This window comes from Bradyrhizobium sp. B117, from assembly GCF_038969555.1.
Taxonomy (GTDB): domain Bacteria; phylum Pseudomonadota; class Alphaproteobacteria; order Rhizobiales; family Xanthobacteraceae; genus Bradyrhizobium.
Genome location: NZ_CP152414.1, coordinates 6,473,128 through 6,488,975 on the forward strand (window position 1 = coordinate 6,473,128; position 15,848 = coordinate 6,488,975).

A 15,848-nucleotide genomic window follows, 5' to 3' on the forward strand; every position below is an offset into this window, starting at 1 on the left:
GCCTTTCCGCGGTTACCCCTGCTGCTCCAGGCCGGCCGAACGCACCAGACGGATTGGGACACCCTTGTATGACGGCGTGAAGCTGAGGGGATCGCGGGCATAGAGCGGCACCAGCGGATTGGTCTCCGGGTAGTACGCTGCACAGCAGCCAGTCGGGAAGGAATAGGCCACGACGCGGAAGTTGCGCACGATCCGCGCGGCCCCGTCGGTCGAGGCGGTGATCAGGTCGACGCGATCGCCGTCAGCCAATCCCCTCCTCTTCAACTCGTATTCGTTGAGGAACACCACGTCGCGCTGGCCGAACACGCCCCGGTATCGATCCGACATCGAGTAGAGGGTGGTGTTGTACTGGTCGTGGCTTCGTATGGTCGTGAGCCACAGGGAATCGTCATCACTCTCCGGCGGGTCCTCGCCGCAACCCGGGAAGACCAGGAAGTTGGCCTTACCCGACGGTGTCGCCCAGATACGTTCGCGCGCCGTCGAGGTGAGATGGAAGCCGCCGGGAACGCGGATGCGAGCGTTGTAGCCCTGAAAGATCGGGAACACCGCCTCGATCGCATCGCGGATGCGGTCGTAATCGGCAACGAAACCGTCCCAGTCGACCACGCTGCGCTCCCCCAACGTCGCCTTGGCGACGCCGGCGATGATCGCGACCTCGCTGAGCAGATGCTCGGATGCCGGCTTGTTGCGGCCGCCGGACGCATGCACCATCGACATCGAGTCCTCCACCGTGATCGATTGCGGACCCGTCCCCTGGATATCTACCTCCGTGCGGCCGAGGCACGGCAGGATCAGGGCAGCGCTGCCATGGATCAGGTGGCTGCGGTTGAGCTTGGTCGAGACGTGGACGGTCAGATCGAGCTTGCCGAGGGCCGCCTGGGTCGCCTGCCAGTCCGGGATGGCAGCGGCGAAATTGCCGCCCATCGCGAAGAAGGCCTTCACCTCGCCGCGGATCATCGCTTCCAGCGCGGTCACTACATTGTGCCCCGGCGCGGACGGAGGCTTGAAACCGAAGTGTTGCTCCAGACGCTCGAGAAAGTCCGCCTTGGGGACTTCCGTGATCCCCACGGTCCGATCCCCCTGCACGTTGGAATGACCGCGAACCGGGCAGACACCGGCGCCTTCGCGCCCGACATTGCCGCGCAACAGCGCGAGATTGGCGATCTGCTGCACATTATTTGCGCCACGCCAGTGCTGGGTGATGCCCATGCCGTAGACGAGGATGGCGCGCTCCGCCTTCATGTAGGCGCCGGCTGCATATTCCATGTTTTCGCGCGTCAGGCCGGACTGGCGTTCGATGTCGGGCCATTGCGTGCGCTTGAGATCGTCGATCAGCGCCTCGATGCCGACGGTGTGCCCGCGGATGAAGTCCCAGTCCAGGATCTCAGGCTGCTCGGCGGCGCGGGCCGCCTCGTCGGTCTCCACCAGGACCTTCATGATCCCCTTGAGGACGGCGACGTCGCCGCCGACCCGCACCTGGAGCAGCTTCGAGCTGATCGTCGTCGACGACAGCGTGATCATCTCGACCGGACTTTGGGGCGCCTGGAAACGCTCCAGCGCCCGCTCGCGAAACGGATTGAAGGAGATGATGGAGGCGCCGCGGCGGGCCGCATTGCGCAGGCTGGTCATCATCCGCGGACTGTTGGTGCCGGGATTCTGGCCGAAGATGAAGATGCAATCGGCCTGGTCGAAATCCTCCAGCAGCACGGTGCCCTTGCCGACCCCGAGCGAGTGCGGCAGGCCGACGCTCGTCGCCTCATGGCACATGTTCGAGCAGTCGGGGAAATTGTTGGTGCCGTATTCACGCACGAACAGCTGATAGAGGAAGGCGGCCTCGTTCGAAGTCCGGCCGGACGTGTAGAACTCCGCCATGTTCGGATCCGGCAGCGCCTTAAGCTCACGGCCGATCATGTCGAACGCGTCACTCCATTCCACCGGGAGATAGCGGTCGGATGCGGCATCATAGGCCATCGGATGCGTGAGCCGCCCGACCATTTCGAGATCGTAGTCGCTCCAGGTCGATAGCTCCGTAACGGTATGCTCGGCAAAGAATTCGGGGGTACAGCGCTTCGACGTCGCCTCCCAGGCGATCGCCTTGCCGCCGTTCTCGCAGAATTCGAATGACGACGTGTGCTTCGGATCCGGCCAGGCACAGCCGGGGCAATCAAAGCCCTCCGGCTGGTTCATCCGGCGGAGCGTCGCCGCCCCCTTCAGCGGCACCCGCTGCGCCAGAAGCGCCTCGCTGAGCGCCTTGAGTGCGCCCCAGCCGCCGGCGGGTTCACGGTAGGGACGGACCGATTTCGTGGTCATCTGGATATCTCTCGGTATGGCAATTCTCCCGGCCAGTTAAGGATCGTGTAGGCAGAGCTGTCTTTTCAAAACGAAGCACAATTTCGCAATTGCCACGTTCGGCCCCGGCCTGCCGGCAGCAGCAGCCAGTGCATTCCGGCAAAAAGATCGCCGTTCACGGAAGCTGAAACGGGAAGCGGAAACTAGGGTCCGAGGTTGGAGCCCCATTGCGATGGAGGGCTTTCGACAGTTTCAGGAGCCATCCAAGATGTTTTCAAGACGTGATCTGCTGGCCATGTCCGCGGCGGGCGCCGCCATGGTCGGCTCCAGTGCGCAAGCCGCAACCTTCGGCAATCCGGACGAGCCGCCGCAAGGCGCCGTGAATGCCAGGAGCCCAGGAAGCCTGACCGATCCGGGTCCCCAGAACCCGGCCCTCGCCAAGCAATTCCCCTCCGCGCAAACCCCGCCGGCGACGGATGTCGGCGGGCTGCAGATGGATTGGGCCTCGTTCAACAACGCGCCAAGGCGCATCCAGGATGGCGGCTGGGCCCGTCAGGTCACCGTCGAGGACTTCGCCATCTCCAAGGAGATCTCCGGCGTCAACATGCGCCTGGCCGCCGGTGGCATCCGCGAGCTGCATTGGCACCAGGCCGCCGAATGGGCGATCATGACCTACGGCAGCTGTCGGATCACCGTGCTCGACACGCAGGGGCGCCCCTATGTCGGCGACCTCAAGGCCGGCGACCTCTGGTACTTTCCGCCAGGCGCGCCGCATTCGCTGCAGGGCCTGGGCCCCGACGGTTGCGAATTCGTGATCTGCTTCGATGATGGCCATGCCAATGAGTTCAACACGCTGCTGGTGACGGATTGGTTCGCCCACACCCCGCCCGAGGTGCTGGCGAAGAATTTCGGCGTGCCGGCGGAGGCCTTCGCCAAGATCCCGCTGCACAATCGCTGGATCTTCCAGGGCACTCTGCCCGGCGATCTCGCCGCCGATCGCGCCGCAGTGGCCAAGCATGCGGAGGCGCCGCCCTATCCTTTCATCCATTCGCTCGGCAGCTCGACCCCGGTCAAGGAGAGCTCGGCCGGCAGCATCCGTGTTGCCGACAGCAGCAACTTCAAGGTCGCGACCACGGTCGCCGCGGCGCTGGTCACGATGCCGCCAGGCGCGGTGCGGGAGATGCACTGGCATCCGAACGCCGACGAATGGCAGTACTACATCAAGGGCAAAGCGCGGATGACGGTGTTCGACACCGGTCCCAATGCGCTGACGACCGATTTTTCGGCCGGCGACATCGGCTATGTCCGGCGCAATCTCGGCCATTATGTCGAGAATGTCGGCGACACCGAGCTGCAGTTCGTCGGCGTATTCCGTGCACCGCGCTACGAGGAGGTCTCGCTCTCCAACTGGCTGACGCACACGCCGCCGAAGCTGGTCGCCCAGCATCTCAACATCGACGAGAAGCTGATCGCGCAATGGCCCGATAACGGCCCGGGCGTCATGCCCAAGTCCTGAAAGACTTCGTCCTGAAAGACTTCGTCCTGAAAGACTTGGGGTACTCAAATGAGAAAGGCGCCGAAACCGGCGCCTTTCTTTTTATCACAACTCACAGCAAGTTCGAGCTGTGCGGCCGTCAGTAGTGATCGGCCGCCGGCGCCGCCTTGCCGCGGAAGACGCGATAGCCGATCGCGACATAGAGTAGCATCAGCGGAAAGACGAACAGGCCGGCACCCCAGAACATGAATGCGAGACTTGAGTGAGGCGCCGCGGCCTCGTCGATTGTCACGACGAACGGGATCATGTAGGGCCAAAACGACAAGGCGAGCGTGCCGAACGCCGTGGCGAAGATCAACGAAACCATATGGAAGGGCCAATAGTCGTCGTGGCGGACGATGCTCGTGGCGAGCACCGCGGCGGCACCCGCGCCGACGAGGGGAAACACGAACAGATAAGGCCGTTCGATCCATCGGCGCAGAATTGGCAGATGTTCGATAAGGGCATGCGTGAAGACGACGACGAGGAAAGCCAGCACGGCGACCGCGAGCAACGGAACCAGATGCCGCGTCGCGTCGCGGACGGGACCATCGCACTTCCTCACGAGCCAGCACGCACCGAGCAACGTGTAACCGAAGCACAGGCCGATACCGCACAAGACCGAGAAGGTCGTCAGCCAGCCGAAGGTGCCTCCAGCATATTCGCCGTTCGAGAATTCAAGCCCCTCCACCAGCGCCCCCACCATCGCGCCCTGCATGAAGCTCGCGGCAAACGATCCCGCGATGAAGCTGACGTCCCAGATCCAGCGCGAGCGCGATGCCTTGCCGCGAAACTCGAATGCCACCCCACGCAGGATCAGTCCCAGAAGCATGACCAGGACAGGGATATAGAACGCGGACAGCAGCATGGAATAGACCAGGGGAAACGCGCCCCACATGATCACGCCCGTGACGATCAGCCAGGTTTCGTTGCCGTCCCAGACGGGAGCGATCGTGCGCAGCATCGCCTCACGATTCGCCTCGCTGCCGGCAAAGCCAAACAGCATCCCGACGCCGAGGTCGAAGCCGTCCAGGAGTAGATAGATCAGGATGCTGATGGCAAGAAGTGCAACCCAGAACATGACCATGGTTATTCTCCCGCCTCGGCGATCGCCGGCATCTCGTCGGCGAGCGACATCGGCCGGTTGGGCACCGGAACATGCAATGGCTCGCCGCCAAGCCCCGCCGGTCCGGCGCGGAGCAGCCGATAGATGTAGTAGGTCCCGAACGAGAAGATGAAGGCGTAGACGGCGACGAACAGGATCAGCGAGGTCATCGCGGCGGACGCCGTGAGGAACGGCGTCACGGCGTCGGCGGTCCGCAACGCGCCGTACACAGTCCACGGCTGGCGGCCGACCTCCGCGGTGTACCAGCCGGTCAGGATCGCGATCCAGGGCAATGGAAAGCTGAGGAAGATGCCCCAGAGCAGCAGGCGGCTGCGCTCGAGCCGGTGCTTGACGCCGAGCCAGCTCCCGAGCCAGGACAGTCCCAGCATCACGAAGCCGCAGCCGACCATGATGCGGAAGGCGAAGAACGGGATCGCCACCGGCGGGCGGTCCTGCGGCGCGAAGCTGGTGAGGCCAACCTCCTTCGAGGTCAGGCTCATGCTTGCGATGATGCTGCCGAGCACCGGAATCGATATGGCGTATCTGTTCGATTCGGTGCTCGAATCCGGGATCGCGATCAGCACCTCGGAGGCCGGCTGCTCGTCATGCCAGCGCGCCTCGATCGCGGCGAACTTGGCCGGCTGGTAGTCGTGGACGTAGTCGCCGACGAGATGCCCGATGAAGAGCTGCACCGGAAGCAGCACCGCCGCGAGCGCGAGGCCCATGCGCAGCATCACATGCGCCTCGGCCCGATAGGTCCGCCGCAGCAGATACCAGGCTCCGGTCGCCGCCACGCAGAACGCGCCGGTGAGATATGAGGCGAGCAGCATGTGCGGGAAGCGGACCCAGACCACTCGGTTGAAGAGGATCTGTACCCAGTCGTTCGGAACGAACTGGCCGTTCTGCAGGACATAGCCGGTCGGCACCTGCATCCAGCTGTTGTTGACCATGATCCAGAATGCCGACAGCGTGGTGCCGAGCGCGACCATCGCGGTGGAGAACAGGTAGAACCAGGGCGGCACCCGCGGCCGGCCGAAGATGAGGATGCCGAAGAAGCCGGCCTCCAGCATGAAAGCGGTGAACGTCTCGTAGGACAGCAGCGGCCCCTGGATCGGCCCCGACATCTTCGAGAGCACGCTCCAGTTCGTTCCGAACTGGAACGCCATCACCACGCCCGATACCACGCCCATGCCGAAGGCGACGCCGAAGATCTTGAGCCAGAACTCGAACAGGGTCCGGTAGACGGGCCTGCCGCTGTACTGGTGCATCGCTTCGAGCACGGTGAGCCAGGCGGCAAGCCCGATCGTGAATGCCGGGAAGATGATGTGGAATGAGATCGTGAAGGCGAACTGCAGCCGCGAGAGGAGAAGTGCCGTCGGGTCCATGACAAGCCCCCTCTCTTCTTACGCTCGCTTGGCAACCGCCGGTGCGCGTGCGGCCGGCGGCGGGATATTGTCGACCTTGAGCACCTCCGCCGTCGCGGCGCGGATCTGGCGGCAGAAAGCCGCATCCTCGATCAGCGACACGCCATAGGACGGGATGATCTGCTTCAGCTTCGGCAGCCAAGCGCTTGCCGTCAGCTCTCCGGCGAAGCACTTCTCCAGTACGCTGACCGCGATGAACGCCGCGGTGGAGGCACCCGGCGAAGCGCCGAGCAGCGCAACCAGCGAATGGTCGTCCGCGCCGACCAACTCGGTCCCGAACTCGAGCAGACCGCCCCGCTTCACGTCGGGCTTGATGATCTGGACGCGCTGACCCGCCACCTGCAGCCTCCAGTCCTTCGGATCGGCCTTCGGGAAGTATTCGTCGAGCGCTGCCAGACGGTGGCCCTCGGACTGCAGTACCTGCCCGACCAGATATTCGGTGAGGTCGAAATTGTCGCGCGCCACGGACAGCAGCGGCTTGACGTTCGCAGGACGAATGGACTCGAACAGGTCCAGCAGCGAGCCGTGCTTGAGGAATTTGCTCGAGAAGCCGGCATACGGACCGAACAGGAGCGAACGCTGGCCGCCGATCACGCGGGTGTCGAGATGCGGCACCGACATCGGCGGAGAGCCGACCGCGGCCTTGCCGTAGACCTTGGCATGGTGGCGCCGGTTGATCTCCGGATCGTCGCAGCGCAGCCAGATGCCGCTGACCGGGAAGCCGCCATAGCCGCGCCCCTCCGGGATGCCCGATTTCTCCAACAGCGGCAGCGCGCCGCCGCCGGCGCCGATGAAGACGAACTTCGCGCGAACCGACCGCGTCTCGCCGCTTGGGGTGTCGCGGACCTCGATCCGCCACCGACCGCCCTGCTCCCGGTCAAGTCCGGTGACGCAGCTGTTGTAGTGAACGGCACAGCCAGGCTGGCTGACGAGATGACTAACCAGCAGATGCGTCAGCGCACCGTAATCCACGTCGGTGCCGGTGATGATCCGGGTTGCTGCAACCGGCTCGTCGCCACTCCTTCCATCCATGACCAGCGGCGCCCATTCGGCAATCTTCTTGGGATCCTCGGTATGCTCCATGCCCTCATAGCAATGATGGGCCGACATCGCCTTGAACCGCTTCCGCAAGAATTCAACGTTCTCCGCGCCGTGCACGAAGCTCATATGCGGAACCGGGTGGATGAAGGCCCGCGGGTCCGCAATCGCCCCCCGCCCTACGAGGTAAGACCAGAATTGCCGCGATAGATCGAACTCGACATTGACCTGGAGCGCCTTGGAGATGTCGATGCTGCCGTCGGGGCGCTGCGGCGTATAGTTCATCTCGCAGTTCGCCGCGTGGCCAGTCCCGGCATTGTTCCAGGAATCGGAGCTTTCCTGCGCGCAATCGCCGAGCACTTCGAACATCTGGATCGACAGCGACGGCTCGAGCTCCTTAAGAAAGGAGCCGAGGGTCGCGCTCATGATGCCTGCGCCGATAAGGACAACGTCGATCTCGCGGTCAGAAGCTGCTGACATGGCTTTTTCCTTCATTGGGTGTTGTTATTCCGGATGGCTCGGTCAGGCCCGCACCGATTGCCGCGTCTTGGCGTGGAACGGCACCTCCACTCCGGGCCGCAGAATCACGTAGGCACGCCGCCAGGAGGAATCGTCGGTCAGCTTCCAGCTGTGGCCTGAACCCGCGGTGTCCTCGGCCAGCAGGACGTTACCGGGGTGGATCAGGAAGTGGTGACCGTCCCGCGTCTGGAAATCGAGCGTTCCGCTCAGCGTGATCACGAGCTGGCGGACCGGCGCGGTGTGCCAGGCGAAAGCGCCACCCGATTCCGTCTCCTGGAAGGAAACACTGGCGGCATCGATCTTGCCGGTGAGGAAGTCGCCACGCTGGCCCGGCTCTAGCTCGAGGTACCCTTCCTCGAAATGCGAGTTGTTGTCCTCTCCCGTCCATAGACGCACACAGCGGATCATGGTGTCTCTCCTTGCATTGACGTTGCTTTGCCTGCGCGGCGTCGTACAGGCCGGATCATGGTCCTCGCTCAACCGGCTTTCGCCCCGATAGCGAGCGGCACCTTGATCTCGGCAACGTAGGGCTTGACCATCTTGGCGGGATCCACGATGCGGTCGAACTCGGGTTCGGTCACGAAGCCGAGTTTCAGCGCCGCCGATTTCAAGGTGAGATCGTTGTCCATCGCGTAGTGCGCGATCCGCGATGCCTTGTCGTAGCCGATCACCGGCGCCAGCGCCGTCACGAGCATCAGCGACCTCTCGACATACTCCTGGATCTTCTTGCGGTTCGGCTCGGTCCCCTCGACAAGGAAGGTGCGGAAATTGGTGCAGCCGTCGGTGAGGATGGTGACGGACTGGGCGATGTTGTGGATGATCAGCGGCTTGTAGACGTTCATCTCCAGGTAGCCGCCGGCGCCGCCGAACCCGACGGCAACGTCGTTCGCCATCACCTGCACCGCGATCATTGTCAGCGCTTCCGCCTGGGTCGGATTGACCTTGCCCGGCATAATCGACGAGCCCGGCTCGTTCTCGGGAATGTGCAGCTCGGCAAAGCCCGCGCGCGGACCGCAGGACAAAAGGCGGATGTCGTTTGCGATCTTGTAGAGCGAGCCGGCAAGCGTACGCAGTGTACCCGAGAGCTGCACCAGCGCGTCGTGCGCGCCTTGCACGGCGAATTTGTTCGGTGCGCTGACGAAGGGCAAGCCGGTCAACCGCGCGATCTCGGCGGCGACAGCTTCAGCAAAACCCGGTGCTGCGTTGATGCCGGTGCCGACGGCCGTGCCGCCCAGCGCGAGTCGATAGACGCCCTTGAGCGCGTCATTGATGCGGGCCAGATTGTCGGCGAGCATGACGGCGTAGCCGGACCACTCCTGCCCGAGCGTCAGCGGGGTGGCATCCTGCATGTGGGTCCGACCGATCTTGACAATGTCGTCCCACTGGCTCGACTTCGCTGCGATCGCGTCGTGCAAAGCCGTGACCGCGGGAATGAGGCGCTCCGTCACGTTCAGCGCGGCCGCGACATACATGGCCGAGGGGAAGCTGTCGTTCGACGATTGCGACATGTTGACATGATCGTTCGGATGAACCGGCAGCTTGCTGCCGAGAGCGGTGCCAGCGAGCTGGCAGCACCGGTTCGAAATGACCTCGTTCACGTTCATGTTGAACTGCGTTCCGCTCCCCGTCATCCAGACGTGGAGGGGAAACATGTCGTGATGCTGCCCCGCGAGAATCTCGTCGCAGACATGGACGATCAGCTTGTGGACCTTGCCGCCGAGCCGGCCGCCGGCGACATTTGCGTTCGCGGCAGCCTTCTTCAGGATCGCGTAGGACTGGATCATCTCACGCGGCATCAGGTCGCTGCCGATGCTGAAATGCTCGAGTGAACGTTGCGTCTGCGCGCCCCAAAGCCTATCCGCGGGAACGTTCACCTCACCCAGGCTGTCTGTTTCTTTGCGAAAGTCGCTCATTCTTGCCTCTCGTGACAGTTCATGTCGGGTGCACCTGGTGGCGCTGGTGCAATTGTACGGGCCCGCACCGCGCGCACGCTTCCGCGAACGAACGTGCTTTTGCGGAATGGCATGGTGCGCACCGCGACATGCGAACGGGCCGGCTGCGAGTAAAAAAGGTTCGAAGCGTTGACGCAGATTCAGTGCCGATGGCCCGGATGCCGGCACAGCCAGAGGACGCATGCCGACAATGCGATCGGCAGAGCGAGGCTCCATGTTCCCAGCCACCTCGTCACACAACCCGCGAGGGCGGCCCCCATCAGGAACATCAGGCAAAGCGCGAGCATGGTTGCGGTACCGCGCGCTGCATCGCGATCGGACGTAGCAAAGCTCTGATCGATGGCGCGGAGCATGTTTCCGGTGACGGCGACCGAGAGATAGTTCAAGTCCCCAATCCGCCTGAAGCTCGCAGACTGCAATGCGACGCCAAAGGAGATGACGAGGATCACGATCTGATCGGGGACGTGATGAAACAACAGCATTGCCGCCGCCAGGCAGACGATCTCTCCGGCGAGACAGCGTAGCGGCGCCCGGGAGCGGACCGCCACGGCCGCGCCGAGGACGAAGGCCACGAGCGGAAGGGCATGGTGAAGCGCGCGGTGCCATTGCCCAAACTCGGCGTGGATCCCGAGGAAGACGACATTTCCGGTCTGCGAGCTCGCGAAAACGCCAAGCGACAGCCACGTAAAGGCGTCGAGGAAACCGCCCGACATGCTGAGCAGAGAGGCAACCAGCAGCGATCGTTCCGGAGCGACGGCTTCGACGCGTGTCTCGGCCAAGGGCTCGGTTGATGCGGCTTGCATCGCCATATTCGGAGGTCAGCAGCCGGCGCGCAGCGCGGCCTCTTCAGGCAGCAGAACGCGGCGCGGATGCGTGAATACGCCGTATCCGTCATCGCGGGCGACGGCGAGAAGCGTGATTCCCGCCTCATTCGCGGTCTGGATGGCGAGCGCGGTCGGCGCGGAGACGGCAACGACGACCGACGCGCCGATCATCGCGGCCTTCTGCACCATCTCTACCGAAACGCGGCTCGTCAGCAGAACGGCCCCGCCGCTGGCCGAGTTGCCATCGCGGACGATCGCACCGGCGAGCTTGTCGAGCGCGTTGTGCCGGCCAACATCCTCCCTGACCAGGGTAATGCCGCTGCGGGGATGCCAGAGGGCCGCCGCATGAACGGACCTCGTCTGTTGATTCAATGTCTGGAGAGGAGACAGCGCCTGCATGGCGTTCAGCAGGTCCCGCGCGTGGAAGGCAATACCGCGACCCTCAACCCGCGCGGGCGTACGGCGCGCCTGTTCGAGGCTTTCGATGCCGCATAGCCCGCACCCGACCGGTCCGCTGATGGTGCGGCGGCGCGCCGCCAGGGACGCGGCGCGATCGCCATCGAGCCACATCCGCACTTCCATTCCGAGCTCGTTCGAGATCAGCTCGATGCTCCTGATCTCGTTCGCGCGGTCGACGATGGCTTCGGTGAGGCTGAAGCCGACACCGAAGTCCTCCAGATCGGCCGGCGTTCCCATCATCACCGCATGGGTCGATCCGTTGTAAGTGAGCGCAATGGCGCTCTCCTCGGCAACCAGTCGCGACGTCGAGATCGTACGGCCGCCGCGCCAGGCGATCTCCTGGTGCCGGGTGAATGTCGAACCCGTCGTCATGGCTCACACAGTCGCCGGCTCGGTCGAATGCCGGGACGCCCGGTTTCTGAGCGCCAGCCCGAAAGCAATGAAGCCCCATCCCTGGAAAACCAGATCAACGACCAACATCGCACCGAGCAGCCACAAGCCGACGGCAGGCAAGACCGCAATCAGCATGACACCGACGCAGAACGTCACGACGCCGGCAGCCACGATCCAGCGCCAGCCCGCGGCAGGCCGCATATGGAAACCCGCCCAGATCCGCGTCGCGCCAGCGACGACCAGGAAAGCGCATACCACGAGCGACAACGTGAACGAAGCCAGCAGCGGATCGTAGAGGATGACGGCTCCGGCAGCGCCATAGACGATCCCGGCGAGCAGCCAGAACAGGAAGCCGCGCAGGCCGTGCACCGAAAACGCATGCACGATCTGGAAGACCCCGGCGACCGCCATGGAGGCCCCAATGACGAGCACGGAGGCGAGGCTTGCTGCCATCAGATTAGCTGAGGCAATGCCCCCAAGGATCAGTTCACCGACCCCCAGCGCAACGAACCAGCCCCATTTTCCGGTGATCGCGTGGATGGACCTTCCGAGCGACGCCTTCGAGTTCGACAAATCCGTCATGGCTTGACCCTTGTACGTATGGATGCGGTCAAGCGTACAGATATCTGCTCGGATTCATCTTTCGAGGATGCAGCAATATTGTTTGGTCCGCACGATACGGACGCGCGCGCAGCTTGATCGATCAATGACGATCAGCAAACAATAGACGGAGGCGAGGGTCGCCCTCGCCTCCGTGTCGTCGCAGCTATCGGCCGGGCTCGCATTCCGGCCGCATGACATGCCAGTGCTTACGATTCCGGGCCGCTTCGGCCGGTCTCGTAAAGGAACCAGATCCGCCGCTCGGTCTCATCGATCCAGTTCTCCAGCAGACTTGCGGTCGCGACGTCACCATATTCGTCACAGAGCTCGTGGACCCGACGCATTTCCCGCGTCAGCTGCTGATTATCGCTGCGCAGCTCGGCCAGCATATCCTGCGGATCGACATAGTCGGCGTCGTTGTCGAGAATGCGCTGCTCGCGCGAGATCTGGCCGATCGACCGGAGTGTCGTTCCGCCGATCTTGCGTGCCCGCTCGGCAATGTCGTCGGTCATGGCAAAGATCTGCTCGGCCTGCTCGTCGAGCAGGAGGTGATAGTCGCGGAAGTGCCGGCCCGATACGTGCCAGTGGAAGTTCTTGGTCTTCAGGTAAAGCGCGAAAACGTCAGCCAGCAGCGCCCTCAGCGCAGCTGGAATGTCCCGGTTCGCGTTGGCCCCGAGGTCCGTCGGGCTTTGGAGGTCTGCTTTGGTCATTGTCGTCATCCTTTGCGGTTGAAAAGCTTGAGCCGCGCGTTTCGCAGGCACGCGAAGCGCTCAATCTGCCGGCGTCGTCCTGTTGCGCCATGGAGCGAGCGCGATCGTCCCGAACACGCCGTCGCGGCGGATCAGCGCGTGGAACAGCGCTGCCGCCATGTGCAACAGCACGAGCGCAAAGAACGCGAAAGCCAGATAGTAGTGAGCATCCCACAGAAGCGTGTGCGCGCGGTCGCTCTGAGGCAGCAACGCCGGAATTCGAATTCCGCCATACAGGACAACCGGATAGGCCGCCGCCCAAAGCAAGCCGAGACCCAGCAGCGGCATGACGATCATGAGGCCATAAAGGGCTAGGTGCGACAATCTCGCTCCCAGCTTCATCGCCGGCGGAAGATCGGCCGGCAGTGGCGGTGCACCGTAACGGAGCCGCAGTGCCAGCCTGATCGCAACAAGGATCAGCAGAGTGACGCCGAGCGTCTTGTGGATCAGGATGAGCGGCAGATATGTCGGCGCCACGCTGGACACCATGCCAACGCCGATGAAGAGCATGGCAATGATGCACGCTGCCATCAGCCAGTGCAGGATCCGCTGGATCGGGGCGAAACGCCGGGGCGCGCTGTTCATGGCCTGGCCGCCTCGGTTCGCGGATAGTCGCCGGCTTCGGCCGCGCGCAAATCATAGGACTTGCGGTAGACCGACGAGCGCGCGGCCGGAAACGGATCGTCCGACACCCGGATTCCGCGCGGAAGCACGGTCGGATCGAAGTTGATGTCGCGGCAGGGCCCATCCCGCTCCGGTTCGATCCGCTGCACGACGAGCGTGCCGACCTGCACTGCGCGGCGGTCCGCGGGCCAGGCCTTGCTTGGATCCGCGGTCGGATCAGCGGGATCAGCGACAGTCGTGATCATGTTCCAGCGTTGCGGTCCGGCAACCCGGACCCGCTCCGTTATCTCCTGCTCGAGAAAATCGGGACCACGCTTTTCCAGCTCGGCTTGCGATATCGGAACGACCGCCGCGGTCGGCAGCAACGACCATCGCACCGCGTGCTCGGCGCCCTTCGCGTCCGTGAAGATGAAGCTGTTGAGCCCATGGTAAGGCTCCGCCGCATAGCTGGCGGTCCACGGCGCCGTCTTTGCCCAGGACGCGAAGGCAGCGAATTCCGGATTTGCCCCGATGAACGTTTTCATTGCCTCCGGATCCTTCTTGCCGGATGCAATCAGCAGGTCGTGAAACGCCTGCGGCGTCGACACTGCAAAGAACGGCGGATTGATCAGCGCCATTCGCCACTCTTCGCCGTCCGCCGCTGTGATCTGCAATCCCAGGCCCCGTACCCGCACTGTCGCGTCCACGGCATTCGGGTCAGCGGTGCCGAGATTGAAGCGGCCGAGCGCCGGATAGCTGCCTCGCTCGAACACCCTGGCGCGGGACAGTTCGGAGCCGTTTCCGTTGGCCTCGAACACGCCAGTAAAGCAGATTCCCTTGGCATGATTTCGCCGGTGTCCGAGCGGCGCGCCGCTCGGAGGCGTCAGCGCCGCGATCATCCGCTCCGGTGTCAGGCGCCCGGGCGAAAGCCAACCTGCCGTGTAGGCGAACGCGACAGCACCGCCTCCGAGGACGGCCGCAATCAACACGAGCGATCCCAGCCCCGAACGCGGCAGGTTACTTGACGGATTCATCACTTCTCCTTGCAGCGCGCGAACCGGTCCACCTCCGGCCACACGACCGTCCTGTCGAACGGCGCAGGTTTCTTGTAGCCGGCGGCCACAGCCGCGATCTTCTGAAATCCGCCGCCATTTTCGAGAAGGCACGCCCCGGCTTGTCCGGTCAGTACTGAGGCGAGCCCGCAGCCGCTTTCGGGCCTTCTTGAAATAATTCGTGCGAACTGAAAATCACCCACCGGGCGCGAAAGACCCGACTTGTGCCGGCGCCTATGTCAGATGCTCTTCGCGCAAGGACAGCGGTCGATCGGGGAATGATGAACGTGTCGCGCTGGCGCTCTCGCGGAAGCTGGAATGCGATTGGGAACCGAATGAGCAAAGTGATCGTCGTCACAGGAGCTTCAAACAGCATCGGACGAAACACCTGCAAGCAACTGGCACGGGCCGGCCACACGGTCTACGTGTCCATGCGGGAAATGGATCGCCACGAGGAGCGCGGCAGCGAGAAGATCAGCCAACACGGCATGGATCTCCGAGCCATCGCGCTCGATGTCGCTTCTGAAGCTTCCGTGAACTCGGCCATCGATGCCATCGTCGCCGAAAACAGCCGCCTCGACGTGATCGTGCACAATGCCCGGCAGGTCGTCTACGGTCCGGCGGAGGCCTTTACCCCAGACCAGCTCGCCGAGCTCTACGACACCAACGTGCTGGGTGCGCAACGGCTCAATCGGGCCGCGTTGCCACAGTTGCGCAAGCAGGGCCAGGGCCTGCTGATCTGGATCTCGTCGAGCAGCGCGCGTGGCGGCTCTGTTCCATTCCTGGGGGCCTACGCCTCGTCAAAGGCTGCCCTGGATGCGCTGGCGCTCGGCTATGCCGGCGAGCTCGCGCGTTGGGGCATCGAGACGACCATTGTCGTTCCGAGCGCACTCGGGCCCGGTCACTACATCCGCTCCGGCAGGCCGCTGGACACCATGCGGACCGAAGAATACGCGGATGGTCCGACGGCCGACGTGAGCGAAACCGCGCTATCGGGCCTTGCGGAGCTTCCGGCGAAGGATCAAACGCCGCGGGACGTTGCCGCCGCCATCGCCGATGTTGTCGATATGCCGTTCGGTCAGCGACCGCTGCGCGTCCATGTCGGTCCGGACGACGACGGAGCCGCAGCCGTCGACGCCGTCGCCGACAGCGTTCGCGCGGAACTGCTCCGGCGGATCGGACTGGAAGATATCCTCAAGCCCGCATCCATCGGATAGAAGGGCTTACCCTTCAAATCGAACATATCCGCGTACGAATGAGCGAGCAGCGCGAAGCGTCAGGGCGGCTCTCGCCTCGGAGACCCAGAC

At 63.8% G+C, this 15,848-nt stretch carries 15 protein-coding genes; 2 read left to right on the plus strand and 13 right to left on the minus strand.

Annotation, left to right across the window (positions count from 1 at the left end; genetic code table 11):
* Positions 1-12: 12 nt before the first annotated feature.
* Positions 13-2,310, minus strand: a complete 2,298-nt coding sequence (locus AAFG16_RS31580; protein ID WP_342731569.1) for an FdhF/YdeP family oxidoreductase — start codon at positions 2,308-2,310, stop codon at positions 13-15.
* Positions 2,311-2,557: 247 nt separating this feature from the next.
* Here AAFG16_RS31580 and AAFG16_RS31585 point away from each other — a divergent pair, with 247 nt between their 5' ends.
* On the plus strand, positions 2,558-3,805 hold the full coding sequence (locus AAFG16_RS31585) for an oxalate decarboxylase family bicupin (RefSeq protein ID WP_283080379.1): 1,248 nt from the start codon (positions 2,558-2,560) through the stop codon (positions 3,803-3,805).
* A gap of 118 nt (positions 3,806-3,923) precedes the next feature.
* Here the strand turns inward: AAFG16_RS31585 and cydB are convergent, their stop codons facing one another.
* The 12 genes from cydB to AAFG16_RS31645 form a co-directional block, all read right to left on the minus strand.
* The gene (gene cydB, locus AAFG16_RS31590; RefSeq protein ID WP_342731571.1) at positions 3,924-4,910 is read right to left on the minus strand and encodes a cytochrome d ubiquinol oxidase subunit II; all 987 of its coding nucleotides are present in this window, start codon (positions 4,908-4,910) and stop codon (positions 3,924-3,926) included.
* 2 nt (positions 4,911-4,912) lie between these two features.
* Positions 4,913-6,313, minus strand: a complete 1,401-nt coding sequence (locus tag AAFG16_RS31595) for a cytochrome ubiquinol oxidase subunit I (protein ID WP_342731573.1) — start codon at positions 6,311-6,313, stop codon at positions 4,913-4,915.
* 18 nt (positions 6,314-6,331) lie between these two features.
* Positions 6,332-7,870 carry a malate dehydrogenase (quinone) gene (gene mqo / locus AAFG16_RS31600; RefSeq protein WP_283080382.1) on the minus strand — a complete coding sequence of 513 codons (1,539 nt, stop codon included), beginning with the start codon at positions 7,868-7,870 and terminating at the stop codon, positions 6,332-6,334.
* Between the two features lie 42 nt (positions 7,871-7,912).
* A complete protein-coding gene (locus AAFG16_RS31605; RefSeq protein WP_342731575.1) occupies positions 7,913-8,317 on the minus strand; it encodes a hypothetical protein in 405 nt (134 codons plus the stop codon).
* Positions 8,318-8,385: 68 nt separating this feature from the next.
* Entirely contained in the window at positions 8,386-9,822 is a 1,437-nt protein-coding gene (gene fumC / locus AAFG16_RS31610) for a class II fumarate hydratase (protein WP_342731577.1), read from the minus strand.
* A 179-nt stretch (positions 9,823-10,001) separates the two neighbouring features.
* Entirely contained in the window at positions 10,002-10,664 is a 663-nt protein-coding gene (locus tag AAFG16_RS31615; RefSeq protein WP_342731579.1) for a YoaK family protein, read from the minus strand.
* A gap of 15 nt (positions 10,665-10,679) precedes the next feature.
* Positions 10,680-11,516 carry a formate dehydrogenase accessory sulfurtransferase FdhD gene (gene fdhD / locus AAFG16_RS31620; RefSeq protein ID WP_342731581.1) on the minus strand — a complete coding sequence of 279 codons (837 nt, stop codon included), beginning with the start codon at positions 11,514-11,516 and terminating at the stop codon, positions 10,680-10,682.
* A gap of 3 nt (positions 11,517-11,519) precedes the next feature.
* Entirely contained in the window at positions 11,520-12,119 is a 600-nt protein-coding gene (locus AAFG16_RS31625) for an HdeD family acid-resistance protein (protein WP_342731583.1), read from the minus strand.
* A 227-nt stretch (positions 12,120-12,346) separates the two neighbouring features.
* A complete protein-coding gene (locus AAFG16_RS31630) occupies positions 12,347-12,847 on the minus strand; it encodes a DNA starvation/stationary phase protection protein (RefSeq protein WP_283080388.1) in 501 nt (166 codons plus the stop codon).
* Between the two features lie 60 nt (positions 12,848-12,907).
* Entirely contained in the window at positions 12,908-13,471 is a 564-nt protein-coding gene (locus tag AAFG16_RS31635) for a cytochrome b/b6 domain-containing protein (protein ID WP_342731586.1), read from the minus strand.
* Positions 13,468-14,523: a catalase family peroxidase gene (locus AAFG16_RS31640; protein ID WP_342731588.1), complete on the minus strand. Its 1,056-nt coding sequence runs from the start codon at positions 14,521-14,523 to the stop codon at positions 13,468-13,470. The genes AAFG16_RS31635 and AAFG16_RS31640 overlap by 4 nt, the downstream gene beginning before the upstream one ends.
* Positions 14,523-14,744 carry a hypothetical protein gene (locus tag AAFG16_RS31645; protein WP_342731589.1) on the minus strand — a complete coding sequence of 74 codons (222 nt, stop codon included), beginning with the start codon at positions 14,742-14,744 and terminating at the stop codon, positions 14,523-14,525. The genes AAFG16_RS31640 and AAFG16_RS31645 overlap by 1 nt, the downstream gene beginning before the upstream one ends.
* Before the next feature lie 132 nt (positions 14,745-14,876).
* Here AAFG16_RS31645 and AAFG16_RS31650 point away from each other — a divergent pair, with 132 nt between their 5' ends.
* Positions 14,877-15,758, plus strand: a complete 882-nt coding sequence (locus AAFG16_RS31650; RefSeq protein WP_342741003.1) for an SDR family oxidoreductase — start codon at positions 14,877-14,879, stop codon at positions 15,756-15,758.
* Positions 15,759-15,848: the final 90 nt, after the last annotated feature.